A 13,973-nucleotide genomic window follows, 5' to 3' on the forward strand; every position below is an offset into this window, starting at 1 on the left:
ACCGGCAGATGCGGTGTTCCGCCCGGCGGTGCGGCCGCGGCGGTGTGACCGTGATCGGTGTGGACTAGGCCTGCGGCTCGACGAGCTGGATGTCGAGCTCGATGGCGACCTTGTCGCTGAGCATGGCGGTGGGCAGGCCGGGCGCGACGTCGAATTCGCTGCGCTTGATGGTGCCGGTGGCGGTGAATCCGGCGTGGCGGCTGCCGTCCGCGAACGGCTGTACGCCGCCCCACTCGACGTCGAGGGTGACGGGCTTGGTCACGCCGCCGAGGGTCACCTCACCGGTGACCTCGAACTCCTCGGCGACCCGCACCGGCTCGACGGCCTTGAAGTGCAGGGTGGGGCGATCGGTGACGTTGAGCAGCTCGGCGCTGCGAACGTGCTCGTCACGCTGGGAGTTGCCGGTGTCGAACGAGTCGAGGTAGATGGTGGCCTCGATGGTGGCCGCACCCGAGGCGTCCACGACGAAGCTGGTCTCGAAGTTGTTGAAGCGGCCGCGGACCTTGGAGATGCCCAGGTGGCGAACGGTGAAGTTCACCGAGGAGTGGGCGGGGTCCAGGGCCCAGGAACCGGTAGCGAGAGTGGTCTGCTCGGAAGTGGTCATGTCCACCAGATTTGCGGACCGTGGTCCGGTTAGCCACACCGCGGTTATCCTGGGACTGCCAGGGCGTGGATAAGGAGGCCCGGACAGATACAGGATGGTGTGGTGGCACGATCGGAATTCGGCGAGTTTCTCATCGCGCGGCGGGCTCAGTTGCAACCCGAGGATGTCGGGCTGCCGGTCGGCCGCCGGCGACGCACCCCCGGACTGCGGCGCGAAGAGGTGGCGGCGCTGGCCGGGGTGAGCGTCGATTATCTCGCCCGCCTCGAACAGGGCCGCGATACCAACCCCTCGATGGCGGTGCTGGGTGCGCTCGCCGAGGCGCTGCGGCTCAACGAGGTCGAACGTCACCATTTCGGCAATCTCGCGGTCGGGATGGAACACGCGCGCGAGTGCCCCTCCTCGGGTCAGGCGCGGGAACAGGTCACCGACACCGTGCAGGCCGTCCTCGATGTGATGCATCCCACCCCGGCCTTCGTGGCGGGCCGGTGGCTCGACATTCTCGCCTGGAATCCCGCGTGGCGCGATTTCGCCGAACCGCTGGGTCTGCTCGACGAGGTCGCCGAACACAATCTGGCCACCTACTTCTTCGCGCACCCGCAGGCGCCGCAGCGATGGCGGGACTGGCCGGTCGCCGCGGAGATGATGGTGTCGACGCTGCGCTCGGCGCGCACACACTGGCCCGACGATCCCGGACTCGACGCGCTGATCCAGGGATTGCACCGATTTCCGGAATTCTCCTGCCGATGGCGCGAACACCGGGTCACCGACTTCCGGTCCGGTGCGCTGCACATCGACCATCCGCAACGCGGCGAGGTCGAGGTCGAGATCCAAACCCTCAGTCCGGCAATCGATCAGAGTGTGCAGGTGTGGCTGGTCGACCGTCGCGCCGCGCGCACTCCCGCCTTACGGCTGGTCAACGAATAACCTCCGCGCGACCGAGTCCGCTCAGCTGTCGATCCGGACACGGAATCCGCGGTCCGCGACTCGTGAGACGCCGATCACGCATAATCCAACGTGAGGATTCCTGCCGGCCGGTGTCTATCGATTCGAGCAGCGGAGGAGGTGCTGTGTGACCGAGGCGGCAACGGCACCCGAGGCAGCGCTGGACGACGCCACCCTGACCGGGCGCGCACGTGACGGCGATGTCCGGGCCTACGAGCAACTGGTGCTGCGCTATCAGGGAGCGATGTTCCGGTTGGCGGCGCGGATGCTGGCCGACCGGTCCGAGGCGGAGGACGTCATCCAGGAGGTGTTCCTCACCGCGTGGCGCCGCCTGGCTCAATTGCAGGACGACAGCGCCTTCTCGGGGTGGTTGTACCGGATGACCACCAATCGCTGCCTCAACGTCATCCGGTCGCGTCCGGCCCGCGCCGACGTGGATCCCGACACCACCGAATCGCCGCAACGTGCGACCCAGCCCGAACACGCGGCACAGGTGCACAGCGAGATGGCCGCGCTCACCGCGGCGTTGCAGCGGCTGACTCCCGAACAGCGTGCCTGCTGGCTGCTGCGGGAGGTGCACGGCCGCTCCTACGAGGAGATCGCCGAGATCGTCGGCACCAACACCACCGCGGTTCGGGGGCGGATCGCCCGAGCCCGGGCGCAATTGGCGGAGGTGATGAAGCCGTGGCGCTGAAGGAGATGACCGACAGCGACTACACGCTGCCCTGCGGGCGCAGCGTCGAACAGGTGTGGGACCGGCTCGACGCCGTGGAGGCGGGGCTGGCCGACGAACACGAATCGGAGTGCCCGCACTGCGCGGCCGCGCGCGAGAGTCTGCTCACGCTGCGCGCCGCCACCCGCGAACTCGTCGACGAGCCGGATCCACCGCCGCCCGCGATGTTCGACCGGATCATGTCGGCCGTGCGGGCCGAGGTCCGGCGCGGACGCATGGTGAGCCTTGCCACGCCGCATCCGGGCTCGATCGAGGTGAGCGAGCAGGCCATCGCGGCGGTGCTGCGCTATGCCGCCGACACCGTGCCGGGTGTGCGCGCCCGCAGCTGCCGCATCGACGATCACAGGGCCGATCCCGACGGCCATCACGCGATCACGGTGGCGCTGTCGATCTCGCTGCGGCACGGCGACACCGCGGTCGAACGCGTCGTTCCCCAGGTGCGCGAACGAGTGCGGGCGGCGGCCACGGCCCGCGCCGGTCTGGCGCTGGAGCGGCTCGACATCACCGTGGTGGACGTCTACCAGGAGGAGCCGTGAGCGCGGGATTCGCGGAGAGAGCGGAATATATCGCCTCCGATGCGGTAATCGCTGCAGTAGCGGCTCGGGCCGCGGCCTCGGTTCCCGGGGTGGCGCGGCTGGAGCCCGGTGTCCTCGGTTTGCTCGGCCATCTGGCCCGGACGGGACGGCAGTGGTGGAGCAGCCAGGACATCGCACCCGGTGCGGGCGTGCGCGTCCGCCACAGCGGTGGCTGGCTGAAGGTGCAGGTCGACCTGTCGGTGCGGGGCGGATGCCAGGTCGGCGAGGTCGGGCAGGCGGTACAGCAGGAGGTGGTCCGGATGGTCGCGCAACAGACCGGGATGCTCGTCGACGCGGTGTCGGTGGCGATTCTCGATATCGCACCGGGAGCGTTGTGACGGCGGCCGTGAGCGAGGACGAGCTGGCCGGCGACATCGTCGCGGCGATCGAATCGGTGGCGGGATTGCGTCCGGCCGTGCCGTCGGGCGTCGACCTCGCCGAGTGGGTGCCGCGGCTGGGCCCGCGGTCGGCGGTGGACGTGAGTGCCGAGGTCGTCGAGATCCGCGTGATCGCCTCGGCACTGCCGCTGCCGCCGCTGCTGGACAAGCTCGCCGCGGCCGTGGGCGAGCTGCAGGCCGCCACCCGGTGGGCCGGTGCGCGGCTGCGCATCGTGGTCACCGATCTGGACGCGGAAGCGTTCGACACCGCGGTTACCTAGATCATCGGTCTCGCCCGTGACATTTCGCCGCCGGCGGGGTCGTAGCTAGTGAAGGTTCGTTATCCGCTGTACCGCAAGGAAACTGAACTGGAGGTAATCATGACCAGCACGACAGCCGGTAAGGGCGCGGAGAACGCCAAGGCCGAGGCGGGCAAGGACATCGGGGGCGGTGCGGGCCAGGGCGGAGCCCCGGCCAAAACACCCGCCCGGACCAGCAGCGCGCTCGTCAGCGATCAGGGCACCACCGCCATCGCCGATGCCGTCGTCCAGAAGATCGCCGGGTTGGCGACCCGCGAGGTGCGCGGGGTGCACAACCTCGGCGGTGGCGCGGCGCGCGCGTTCGGCGCCTTCCGCGATCGCATCCCCGGCGCTTCGGCCAGTGTGGGACAAGGGGTTTCGGTCGAGGTCGGCGAGACGCAGGCGGCGGTGGACCTGGAGATCGTCGTCGAATACGGCGTGTCCATCGCCGAATTGGCTCGCGCGGTGCGCCGCAACGTCATCACCGCGATCGAGCAGATGACCGGACTCGAGGTGGTCGAGGTGAACATCAACGTCAACGACGTCTTCATCGAAGAGGACGAGGATCAGCCGCCGACCCGCGACCGGGTGCAGTGATATGAACGCCACCACGATCTGCCTGATCTTCGGTCTCTCCCTCGGGTTCGCCGCGGCGTTCGGCGGTTTCGGGGCCTTCGCGGTGGTGCTGATCTTCGGTGCGCTGGGACTGGTGATCGGCCGCTGGCTCGACGGCCATGTCGACCTGTCCGGCCTGATCCGTTCGGCGCAGGATCGGGGCCGGAAATGAGCGCCGCCGCGGAGACGGCGCCCGCGTCGCTGCTCTCCGCGGCCGAGTTCCGGGGGCGCACCACGGTGTCCGAACGTACGGTACGGCGCTTGGCGGCCCGGGCGGCGCGTGAGGTCGACGGTGTCGCCGCCGCCCCCGAGGTTTCCGCGCGCGTCACGGCCGATACCGCCGTGCTGCGGGTGCGCCTGCCGGTCAGCTATCCGACGCCGGTCGCGGTGGTCACCGAGGCGTGCCGCGAGCACCTGATGCGGCGTACCCACGAACTGTCCGGACTGGTCGTTCCGCGCGTGGACATCGAGGTCTCCGAACTGGTCAACACGATCGAACCCGCCGGGGGGTTGCGATGAACCGCAGGCCCCGGCGCATCACACCGGCCGTACTGGTCGCGGTGGCGCTGCTGGTGATCGCGGTTCTCGTGGTGGTGTCGCTGATCCAGAACCTCGGCAACGCGAAGGAATTGGTGTCCTACCACAGCATCGCGGTGCGTCTGCACGACACGACCTGGCACAGCTACTGGGTGCTCGGTGCCGGCATCGTACTGGTGGTGCTCGGTGCGGTGCTGTTGCTCGCGGCGCTGCTGCCCGGCCGGCGCGTGGTGGAAGCGCTGGACGCCGAGGAAGGGATGGACGCGGGAATCACCCGGCGCAGTCTCGACGGCGCCCTGCACGATGCGGCGGCTTCGGTCGCTGGGCTCGAAGCGGCGCGAGTTCGCCGCAGCCGCAAGAACATCCGGGTCAGCGGCCGTGCCGCCCACCCGGACCATGCCGATCTGGAGCAGACGGTCACGGCCGCCGTCGGCGATCGCCTGGCCCGCATCGCCCCGAAATCCACCCCTCCCGTCAGCACCCGCCTGCGCGCGGCGCAGCAGCCGGAGCGGGTGGACAAACGAGTGCACGTTCGCAAGGAGGTGTTGTGAGCGACAATCGCGCAGCGGCTCGTGACACCGACCGGGTGCGGGTGTCCCGCAGGTCGCAGGAGGTGTTGTGAGCGACAATCGCGCAGCGGCTCGTGACACCGACCGGGTGCGGGTGTCCCGCAGTACACAGGAGGTGTTGTGAGTTCGAGCTCGGCCAATCGTCCCGCACGGCTCAATCGGGCGTTGCTCGCGCTCATCGGGCTGGCGCTGATCCTCGCGGGCGCCTATGGCATTCTCGCGTACGCCGGCGTGCTGCACTGGGTCGATCGGGACGCGCCGCTGGTACCCGGCACCGCCGAGCCGTCGCAGTGGGTGTTCGTGGCAGTGGTGGCGGGTGCGGTGGTCGTGGGCCTGGCGGCGCTGCGGTGGCTGGCCGCCCAGTTCGTGCGGCTGCCGGCGCGGATGCGCTGGCATATCGGCACGGTCGGTAATTCCGGTGAGACGCTGATGGATTCGAATGTCGCGGCCGCCCCGGTGGCGACCGATATCGAGTCCTATCCGGAGGTGCGGTCGGCGCAGGCCAGGCTGTCGGGTCCGGGTCGCGCACCGGAACTGCACCTGGTGGTCACGGCGGAGCCCGATGCCGATCTGACCGCGCTGCGCCGGCGCATTCTCTCCGACGCGGTGGGCCGGCTGCGGCAGGCGCTGGAGGTCGATGTCGTGCCGGTGTCGCTGGAATTGCGGCTCGCCGATCGCGGTCGCACCGCCCGGGCGAGATAGCGGCCGCGCCACGGGGCGAAACAGCCTCGCCGCCACCGTTTCCCGGTGCCGGTCGAGGCAGTCCGTTCAGTCGAGGGGGCCGAGAACCCGCTCGACGTAGGCGTTGGCGAAGCGCCCCTTCGGGTCCAGTCGCCGTCGCACATCCTGGAAGCGATCCCACTCCGGATAGCGTCCGCGCAGCGTTTCCGCGGTCTGGAAGTGGCGCTTACCCCAGTGCGGGCGGCCGTGGTAGCGATCGAAAATCGCTTCGCAGGCACGGAAATACGGTTCGTAGTCCATCCCACGGTATTGGTGCACGGCGATGTAGCAGGTGTCGCGACCTCCGGCGGGGGACAGGAACGCGTCGTCGGGCGCCACGAACCGCACCTCGGTCGGCATCGGCGAATCGAAGTGCTGCCCAACGGCTTTGATGTCGCGGATGGCGTCGACGGCGTATTCGCGCGGGATGGCGTATTCCATCTCGGTGAAGCGAATCAGCCTGGGGGAGGCGAAGACTCGGTAGGATCGGTCGATCTGGCGGCGGTAGCTGCCGGCATAGGCCGCGCCCCGGTGGATCCATGGGATCAGGTTCGGCTGCCGGCGCGCGAGGCGGCACAGCGCGTCGAAGGTGTGGTTGGACATCAGGATGTCGGCGAACCAGTCCACGGCCTTCGCGCGGGGCTGTTCGGCGAGCTGGACGCGATTGTTGCGCTTGGTCATCGCCAGCGGGCTGTGCGCGAACATGTAGAACTCGAAATGGTCGTTGCCGTCGACGAATTCGTCGAGATCGGTCAGTACCTCCTCGACCGGAACGGGCCGCTCGATTCCCTCGAGGACGAACGACGGCACCAGTTGCAGCGTCACGGCGGTCACCACACCGAGCGCGCCGAGGTTCACCCGGGCCGCGCGCCAGCCGTCGGGATCGCTGCGCTCGTCGAGTTCGACCACGCTCCCGTCGGCGAGCATCAGTTCCACCGAATGCAGTGCGGCGGATATGTTCTGCAGCGCCGCGCCGGTGCCGTGGGTCGCGGTCGCGGTCGCCCCGGCGATCGACTGGACGTCGATGTCGCCGAGGTTGGGGAAGGCCAGGCCGAGCGGATGCAGGGCGGTACTCAGCTCGTTCAGCGTCGCCCCCGCCTCCACCCGCGCCAGGCCGGTGGCGCGGTCGACCTGCAGAATCCGATTCAGCTGCGAGAGTTGCAGCAGAGTGCCGTCGGTGAGCACGGTGTCGGTGAACGAATGTCCGGCTCCGGCCACGCGCACGATATGGCCCTCGGCCTCGGCCCGGGCCAGGAGTTCGGCGACGTCGTCGCGTGTGCGGGGAGCGGCGTAGGTCGCCGGCGCGCACCGTTGATCGCCGGCCCAGTTCACCCACGAATTGGTCATGCGTCCAACTTTAGAACATGGCCGAACTGTGCGCCAGCCCTCGTTCGAGCGCGAACCTGTCCGATCACACGGCCGTGATCGCGGGCGGAGCACTTACGTTGCGGGCGGTTCGCTCGGTAACGTTGGCGGGTGCACGGTGCCGGACAGGAATTATTTTCTGCGGCAGGCGAATACGGCTTCCTTCGCGTTGTCGACGTCGTCGTCGTTCAGGGGTGGAACCGTCAGGGGCTGCCGCGGGATGCAATCGCCACGCACGCCGTCCAGGACGATGCCCATGTAACGCCGCCAGACGTCGGGGTTCACCGGCTTGGCGAAGCTGGCGATCGCCTCGACCATGTTGATCATCGCGAAGAAGTCCGACGCGGCGATCCCGGGGCGCAGCACACCCTCGGCGACGGCCTTGTCGAACAAGCGGGTGACCATCGGCTTGATCCGCTCGCGGACCGAGACGAAGCGCTCCATGGCGTCGGGCAGCTCGAGCATCACCTCGCCGAAGCCGCGGTTGCTGGCCATGTGTTCGCAGCTCCACTCGAACAGCCGGGTCAGGCCGTGCCAGGTGTCGGGGTCGGCGTAGGCGGCCTCGGTCGCCTCGGCCATATCGGTGACGGTCTGGTCGAAGACCTCTCCGATGAGCTCCTGCTTGTTCGCGAAGCGCCGGTACACCGTGCCCACGCCGACGCCGGCCGCCTCGGCCACGTCGTCGAGGGTCACCTCCAGGCCGCGATCGGCGAACAGCTCTCTGGCCGCTCTGAGGATCCGCGCGTGGTTGCGGGCGGCATCGGCGCGCAGGCGCCGGGGAGCGGGAGCGGCCGTGGCGTGATTCACACCGCGATATTACCAAGTTCGGGGATTAACCGGAGGCCGTCTCTCCGTTATCGTGATAGCTTTCCATGCAAGCGGAGGTAACTCCTCCACTTCAACTCCTTCCGCAACCGTCGTCGAACAAGGGGACCCATGACTTCCGCGATCGATCTCGAAAAGAGCCGGTCGGACCTGCCGTCGAGGCAGTCGTCCGGCTCCGCGGGCCGCCGTGGCTCGCATGCGCTGCGCTGGTGGGTGCTCGCCGTGCTCGGCGTCGCCCAGCTGATGGTCGTGCTGGACGCGACCGTGGTGAATATCGCACTTCCCGAGGCCCAATTGGACCTCGGTTTCTCCAACGCCGACCGCCAGTGGGTGGTCACCGGTTACGCCCTGGCCTTCGGCAGCCTGCTGCTGCTGGGCGGCCGGCTGAGCGACCTGTTCGGCAGGCGCACCACCTTCATCATCGGACTGGTCGGCTTCGCGGTCGCCTCCGCGGTCGGTGGCGCGGCCAACGGCTTCGAAATGCTCGTGGTGGCCCGTGTCGCCCAGGGTGTGTTCGGCGCTCTCCTCGCGCCCGCCGCGCTGTCGCTGCTGACGGTGACCTTCACCGAGCCGTCGGAGCGGGCCAAGGCCTTCGGTATCTTCGGCGCCGTCGCCGGTACCGGCGGCGCGCTCGGCCTGCTGCTCGGTGGCGCGCTCACCGAATGGGCCTCGTGGCGCTGGGTGATGTACGTCAACCTGATCTTCGCCGCCGTCGCGCTGGTCGGCGCCGTGCTGCTGCTGGCCAAGCACACCGCCGAACACCGGCCCAAGCTCGACATCCCGGGCACGATCACGGTCAGCGCCGCCCTGTTCGGCATCGTCTACGGCTTCTCGCACGCGGAATCGCACGGCTGGTCCAACGGGCTCACGCTGACCTTCCTCATCGGCGGTACGGTGCTGCTGGGCGTGTTCGCGTGGCTCCAGACCCGGGTCGAGCACCCGCTGCTGCCGCTGCGGATCCTGCTCGACCGCACCCGGGCCGGCTCCTACATGACGGTCTTCGTCATGGGTATCGGGATGTTCGCGATCTTCCTGTTCCTGACCTACTACATGCAGCTGACGCTGAAGTACTCGCCGATCATGACCGGTGTCGCGTTCCTGCCGATGATCGCGGGGATGGTCGCCTCCTCGACCACGGTGCCCTCGCTGCTGCTGCCCAAGATCGGCCCGAAGATCACCGTCGCCGCCGGCTTCCTGATCGCGGCCGCCGGGATGGCGTGGTTGACCCGCATCGGACTGGACACCGGCTACGCCTCGCACATCCTCCCGGCCCTGATCCTGCTGGGCCTGGGTCTCGGTGGCGCCATGTCGACCGCCTTCCAGGGTTCGACCGCCGGTGTGCACCACGAGGACGCCGGTGTGGCCTCGGCGATGGTGAACACCAGCCAGCAGGTCGGTGGTTCGATCGGTACCGCGTTGCTGAGCACCATCGCGTCCTCGGCGGCGGCGAACTACCTGTCCGGCCGCCAGCCCACCCAGCTCGCGGTCGCCGAATCGCTGATCAAGAGCTACACCACCAGCTTCTGGTGGGCGACAGCGATTTTCGTGGTCGGCGCGATCGCCGCCGCGGTGCTGATGCCCAGCACCGCGCCGGCCCCCGCCGAGGGCGAGCCGGTGCTGGCGCACTGAGCGCGGCCGCGGTCGCAGGGTGAATCGCCCTGCGTGACAATCGGATAGGGTGCCCCGGACTCGACGAGTCCGGGGCACCGTCGTCTCTCGGTGGGAGTCGCGCGGGATGAAGCCCGTGAACGGGTCCGCCGCTACCCGGAACGCGTCAGGCGCGGGGCCGCGTCGTCTCGTCGCCGGAGTCACCGTCCGTCCCGCGGCGGGGATACGAGGGACGCGCCCGAGCGTCGTTCGGTGGCCACTTCGTCGACGGGGCCGCGATGCGCCGGTGCCCATCCGGGCAGTGACCGGTGCGAATTCGGTTGCTACTCTCCGTGCCGCCGGAGAGCAAACCGACGGCTAGCGGCAGGGCGGCGCTGGTGAAGCGGTTCGGGACGGGTGTCGCCGAGTCGTGTGCGGCCCGGCGGATCACGGGTGGGAGCCGAACAGGGCAGGCCGAATCCGTCGGCCGGACATCGCCCGGTCGTGGCCGCGCGGTCGGTGTGGCGGGCCCGCACGACCCGGCTGCCGGCCCGCGGCTCGATCGCTGACAGTTAGCATGGCTCCACACATTCGGTCGGGCAGGGAGGTGCACCAGGTGGGTTCGCGAACCGGCGCCGCGGTGATGGTCACGCCGGAGGGGCCGAACGTGCCCCCGACGAGTTTTTGCTCGTCGCAAGCGAATCCGTTAGTCTGGACAGCTCTCTGTGGCATATGCGACCGCTGCTCCGCCCGATCGGACGACGCTCTAGACTGCACGGATCGGGTGTGGTGGGTCCGCCGCTCGGATCGGTGGGCGGACGGTGGTGACAGCGCGTGGCGCGGCAGAACGGACAACTGGTACGGCACGACGACAGGGGGTTGGCGATGAGTGAAGCACCGGACGAGTCCGCGATGCAGATCGTCACCGAAGCCGATGCGTGGCAGCCGGATCCACGCTGGCGGTCCGCGGCCCGTTTGACGGTGCTGCTCGGTGAGGACGACCACTACAAGCATCGGCCCCGCTATCACGAGATCGTGCGGCGGGCGCGCGACAGCGGCCTGGCCGGCGCCAGCGTCTGGCGCGGCGTGGAGGGCTACGGTGTCAGCTCGCGCATCCACACCACCCGCATGCTGGATCTCGCCGAGAACCTGCCCGTGATGGTGATGATCATCGATGATTCGCAGCTGCTGCGCGATTTCGTGGTGGCCAACGCCGAACTCTTCGAATCCGGGACCGTGACCCTGTCCGCGGTCCAGGTGTGGCAGTCGGGCGGGGTATCGCCGTGATTGTGATGACGAGCCGGGCGCAGGCGCCGAGGAAGGGAGGCCCGAGCATGGCCCACGATCGAGCCGGCCGACCGGCGCGGGCCAGCGATCTCGAGGATCTGCCGCATCTGGTGACGGCGTACTACAGCCGTATCCCCGATCCCGCCGAACCCGCGCAACAGGTGGTCTTCGGGACGTCCGGACATCGCGGTTCGAGCCTCGATTGCGCGTTCAACGAGGCCCACATCCTCGCCATCACCCAGGCGATCGTGGAGTATCGCGCCACCCGCGGGATCACCGGCCCGGTGTATCTGGCTCGCGACACCCACGCGCTCTCGGAACCGGCGTGGACGACCGCGCTGGAGGTGCTGGCCGCCAACGAGGTGACCGCCGTGATCGACAGCCGCGGGCGCTACACGCCGACCCCGGCGCTCAGTCACGCGGTGCTGCGCCACAATCGCGGCGGCACCCGCCATCAGGCCGACGGCATCGTGGTCACGCCGTCGCACAATCCGCCCCGCGACGGCGGCTTCAAATACAACCCGCCGCACGGCGGGCCGGCCGACACCGTCGCGACCGACGCCATTGCCGAGCGCGCCAACGAACTGCTGCGCGGCGGGCTGGCCGGGATCAAACGCACCACGCTCCAGCATGCGCTGGCCACCGGTGTGCAGCGCTACGACTACCTCGACCAGTACATCGCCGATCTGCCGAACGTGTTGAATCTGGACGCCGTGCGCGGCGCCGGAATCCGGCTGGGCGCGGACCCGATGGGCGGGGCGAGCGTCGACTACTGGGAAGAGATCGGCCAGCGCTACGACCTGGAACTCGAGGTGGTCAACCCGTTCGTCGACCCGACCTGGCGGTTCATGACCCTCGACAGCGACGGCAAGATCCGGATGGATCCGTCCTCGCGCTATGCGATGGCCTCGCTGGTGGCGATCCGCGACGACTACGACATCTCCACCGGCAACGACGCCGACGCCGACCGGCACGGCATCGTGACACCCGACGCGGGATTGATGAATCCCAACCACTTCCTGGCGGTGGCCATCGAATATCTGGTCGCGAACCGGATGGGGTGGGACGCGCTGACCAAGATCGGCAAGACCGCGGTGACCTCCTCGATGATCGATCGCGTGGTCGGCGTGCTGGGCCGGCAGACCCACGAGGTGCCGGTCGGCTTCAAATGGTTCGTCCCCGGGTTGTTCAGCGGCTCCCTGGCTTTCGGTGGTGAGGAGAGCGCCGGGGCCTCGTTCCTGCGCCACGACGGCACGGTGTGGACCACGGACAAGGACGGCATCCTGCTGGCGCTGCTGGCCGCCGAAATCACCGCGGTCACCGGGCAGAGTCCGTCGGCGCGGTACGCCGAACTCGAAAAGCGTTACGGCACACCGGCTTACGCGCGCATCGATGCCGTCGCGAATGCCGAGCAGAAGCGGCGGCTGGCCGCGCTGACACCGGACGACATCACCACCACCGAAATCGCCGGGGAGCCGGTGCTGTCGGTGCAGACCCGCGCCCGCGGCAACGGCGCGGCGCTGGGCGGGGTCAAGGTCACCACCGAGAACGCGTGGTTCGCGGCCCGCCCCTCGGGCACCGAGGACAAATACAAGATCTACGCCGAATCGTTCGAGGGGCCCGAACATCTGGCCCAGGTGCAGGCGGCGGCGGAGGAAGTGGTCGGACGGGCACTCGGCATCGAGGAGCCCGCGGTCGACTGATTCGCGGAAATGTGGTGAGCGAGAGTTACGGTGCCGGTTCCCGGCTGCCCGCCGAGACCTGGGTGCTGATCGGCGCGGCATTCATCATCGCGCTCGGATTCGGGCTGGTCGCACCGGCGTTGCCGCAGTTCGCCCGCAGCTTCGGCGTCGGTGTCGCGGCCGCTTCGGCGATCGTGAGCAGTTTCGCGCTGATGCGCCTGCTGTTCGCGCCGGTGAGCGGGCGGCTGGTCCAGCGGTTCGGTGAGCGCGCGCTGTACCTCGCGGGTCTGCTGATCGTGGCCCTGTCCACCGGCGCGTGTGCGCTGGCGCAGACCTATTGGCAGCTGATCGTGCTGCGTTCGCTGGGCGGGATCGGATCGACCATGTTCACGGTCTCCTCGCTGGGGCTGGTCATCCGGCTGTCGCCGCCCGGCGAGCGGGGCCGGGTGTCCGGGCTGTGGTCCACCAGTTTCCTGATCGGCTCGCTGGCCGGCCCGCTCCTCGGCGGTGCGCTGAGCGGACTGGGGTTGCGCGCCCCCTTCGCGATCTACGCGGTGGCCCTGCTGGCGGCCAGTGCGGTGGTGTTCTGGAAGTTGCGCGGTTCGCATCTGGCCGAATCGGTGGGCGCCGAGCCGATGCCGGTGGTGAGTTTCGGTCGCGCACTGGCCGATCCGGTGTACCGGGCCGTGCTGTGGTCGAACTTCGCCAACGGCGCGGCGGTGTTCGGCGTGCGGATGGCGCTGGTTCCGCTGCTGGTCGTGGAGGTACTCGACGAGTCGCCGGGAGTCGCCGGGGTGGCGTTGACGGTCTTCGCCGCGGGGAATGCCGCGGTGCTGTTCGCCTCCGGCCGGTTGTCGGATCGATGGGGGCGTAGACCCTTCCTGATCGCCGGCACACTGGTGTGCGCGACGGGCACGATCGCGCTGGGTCTCGCGCCGAATGTGGTGTGGCTGCTGGGAGCCTCGTTCGTCGCCGGTCTCGGCTCCGGGATGTACACACCCGCGCAGCAGGCCGCGGTCGCCGACGTGATCGGCCCGCGGGCGCGCGGTGGGCCGGTGCTGGCCGGATATCAGATGGCCGCCGATCTGGGCACGGTCGTGGGCCCGATCGCCATCGGGTGGCTGGCGCAGCGGGTGTCGTTCGGATTCGCGCTCGCGATGACCGGTGCGCTGCTGGTGGTGGCCGCGGCCGGATGGACAGTGGTGCGCGAGCCGCTGCGGCGGCATCTGGTCCCCGCGGCAGTCGACTGATACCAC

17 protein-coding genes are annotated in these 13,973 nt (G+C 69.2%); 14 read left to right on the plus strand and 3 right to left on the minus strand.

Annotated elements, in window-relative coordinates:
* Window positions 1–64: 64 nt before the first annotated feature.
* Window positions 65–604 (minus strand): YceI family protein, encoded by a 540-nt coding sequence (locus NMI01S_RS28835; protein WP_063001863.1) that lies wholly within the window; start codon window positions 602–604, stop codon window positions 65–67.
* Window positions 605–706: 102 nt separating this feature from the next.
* Here NMI01S_RS28835 and NMI01S_RS28840 point away from each other — a divergent pair, with 102 nt between their 5' ends.
* From NMI01S_RS28840 to NMI01S_RS28885, 10 genes are all read left to right on the plus strand, one after another.
* Window positions 707–1,528 carry a helix-turn-helix domain-containing protein gene (locus NMI01S_RS28840; RefSeq protein ID WP_063001900.1) on the plus strand — a complete coding sequence of 274 codons (822 nt, stop codon included), beginning with the start codon at window positions 707–709 and terminating at the stop codon, window positions 1,526–1,528.
* 145 nt (window positions 1,529–1,673) lie between these two features.
* Window positions 1,674–2,240, plus strand: a complete 567-nt coding sequence (locus NMI01S_RS28845) for an RNA polymerase sigma factor (protein ID WP_084513365.1) — start codon at window positions 1,674–1,676, stop codon at window positions 2,238–2,240.
* Window positions 2,231–2,815: an anti-sigma factor family protein gene (locus tag NMI01S_RS28850; protein ID WP_218021144.1), complete on the plus strand. Its 585-nt coding sequence runs from the start codon at window positions 2,231–2,233 to the stop codon at window positions 2,813–2,815. Before NMI01S_RS28845 ends, NMI01S_RS28850 begins: the two co-directional genes overlap by 10 nt.
* Window positions 2,812–3,192: an Asp23/Gls24 family envelope stress response protein gene (locus NMI01S_RS28855; protein WP_063001864.1), complete on the plus strand. Its 381-nt coding sequence runs from the start codon at window positions 2,812–2,814 to the stop codon at window positions 3,190–3,192. Before NMI01S_RS28850 ends, NMI01S_RS28855 begins: the two co-directional genes overlap by 4 nt.
* Window positions 3,189–3,512, plus strand: a complete 324-nt coding sequence (locus NMI01S_RS28860; protein ID WP_245717074.1) for a hypothetical protein — start codon at window positions 3,189–3,191, stop codon at window positions 3,510–3,512. Before NMI01S_RS28855 ends, NMI01S_RS28860 begins: the two co-directional genes overlap by 4 nt.
* Before the next feature lie 99 nt (window positions 3,513–3,611).
* Entirely contained in the window at window positions 3,612–4,127 is a 516-nt protein-coding gene (locus NMI01S_RS28865) for an Asp23/Gls24 family envelope stress response protein (RefSeq protein ID WP_084513371.1), read from the plus strand.
* Window position 4,128: 1 nt separating this feature from the next.
* Window positions 4,129–4,317, plus strand: a complete 189-nt coding sequence (locus tag NMI01S_RS28870) for a hypothetical protein (RefSeq protein WP_030515548.1) — start codon at window positions 4,129–4,131, stop codon at window positions 4,315–4,317.
* Window positions 4,314–4,664 carry a hypothetical protein gene (locus NMI01S_RS28875; protein ID WP_063001865.1) on the plus strand — a complete coding sequence of 117 codons (351 nt, stop codon included), beginning with the start codon at window positions 4,314–4,316 and terminating at the stop codon, window positions 4,662–4,664. The genes NMI01S_RS28870 and NMI01S_RS28875 overlap by 4 nt, the downstream gene beginning before the upstream one ends.
* The gene (locus tag NMI01S_RS28880) at window positions 4,661–5,233 is read left to right on the plus strand and encodes a DUF6286 domain-containing protein (RefSeq protein ID WP_063001866.1); all 573 of its coding nucleotides are present in this window, start codon (window positions 4,661–4,663) and stop codon (window positions 5,231–5,233) included. The genes NMI01S_RS28875 and NMI01S_RS28880 overlap by 4 nt, the downstream gene beginning before the upstream one ends.
* 138 nt (window positions 5,234–5,371) lie before the next feature.
* On the plus strand, window positions 5,372–5,953 hold the full coding sequence (locus NMI01S_RS28885) for a hypothetical protein (protein WP_063001867.1): 582 nt from the start codon (window positions 5,372–5,374) through the stop codon (window positions 5,951–5,953).
* A 66-nt stretch (window positions 5,954–6,019) separates the two neighbouring features.
* On the opposite strand, the gene NMI01S_RS28890 is transcribed toward NMI01S_RS28885, so the two are convergent.
* Both NMI01S_RS28890 and NMI01S_RS28895 read right to left on the minus strand, forming a co-directional pair.
* Window positions 6,020–7,318 (minus strand): D-arabinono-1,4-lactone oxidase, encoded by a 1,299-nt coding sequence (locus NMI01S_RS28890; RefSeq protein WP_063001868.1) that lies wholly within the window; start codon window positions 7,316–7,318, stop codon window positions 6,020–6,022.
* 150 nt (window positions 7,319–7,468) lie between these two features.
* Window positions 7,469–8,143: a TetR/AcrR family transcriptional regulator gene (locus NMI01S_RS28895; RefSeq protein WP_063001869.1), complete on the minus strand. Its 675-nt coding sequence runs from the start codon at window positions 8,141–8,143 to the stop codon at window positions 7,469–7,471.
* 129 nt (window positions 8,144–8,272) lie between these two features.
* Here NMI01S_RS28895 and NMI01S_RS28900 point away from each other — a divergent pair, with 129 nt between their 5' ends.
* The 4 genes from NMI01S_RS28900 to NMI01S_RS28915 all read left to right on the plus strand — a co-directional run bounded on the left by NMI01S_RS28900 (window position 8,273) and on the right by NMI01S_RS28915 (window position 13,967).
* The gene (locus tag NMI01S_RS28900) at window positions 8,273–9,790 is read left to right on the plus strand and encodes an MFS transporter (RefSeq protein ID WP_063001870.1); all 1,518 of its coding nucleotides are present in this window, start codon (window positions 8,273–8,275) and stop codon (window positions 9,788–9,790) included.
* An 843-nt stretch (window positions 9,791–10,633) separates the two neighbouring features.
* A complete protein-coding gene (locus NMI01S_RS28905) occupies window positions 10,634–11,035 on the plus strand; it encodes a DUF190 domain-containing protein (RefSeq protein WP_084513372.1) in 402 nt (133 codons plus the stop codon).
* Window positions 11,036–11,082: 47 nt separating this feature from the next.
* Window positions 11,083–12,738, plus strand: a complete 1,656-nt coding sequence (pgm, locus tag NMI01S_RS28910) for a phosphoglucomutase (alpha-D-glucose-1,6-bisphosphate-dependent) (RefSeq protein ID WP_063001905.1) — start codon at window positions 11,083–11,085, stop codon at window positions 12,736–12,738.
* A gap of 14 nt (window positions 12,739–12,752) precedes the next feature.
* Window positions 12,753–13,967: an MFS transporter gene (locus NMI01S_RS28915; protein WP_174554580.1), complete on the plus strand. Its 1,215-nt coding sequence runs from the start codon at window positions 12,753–12,755 to the stop codon at window positions 13,965–13,967.
* Window positions 13,968–13,973: the final 6 nt, after the last annotated feature.

The organism is Nocardia mikamii NBRC 108933 (assembly GCF_001613505.1).
Taxonomy (GTDB): Bacteria; Actinomycetota; Actinomycetes; order Mycobacteriales; family Mycobacteriaceae; genus Nocardia; species Nocardia mikamii.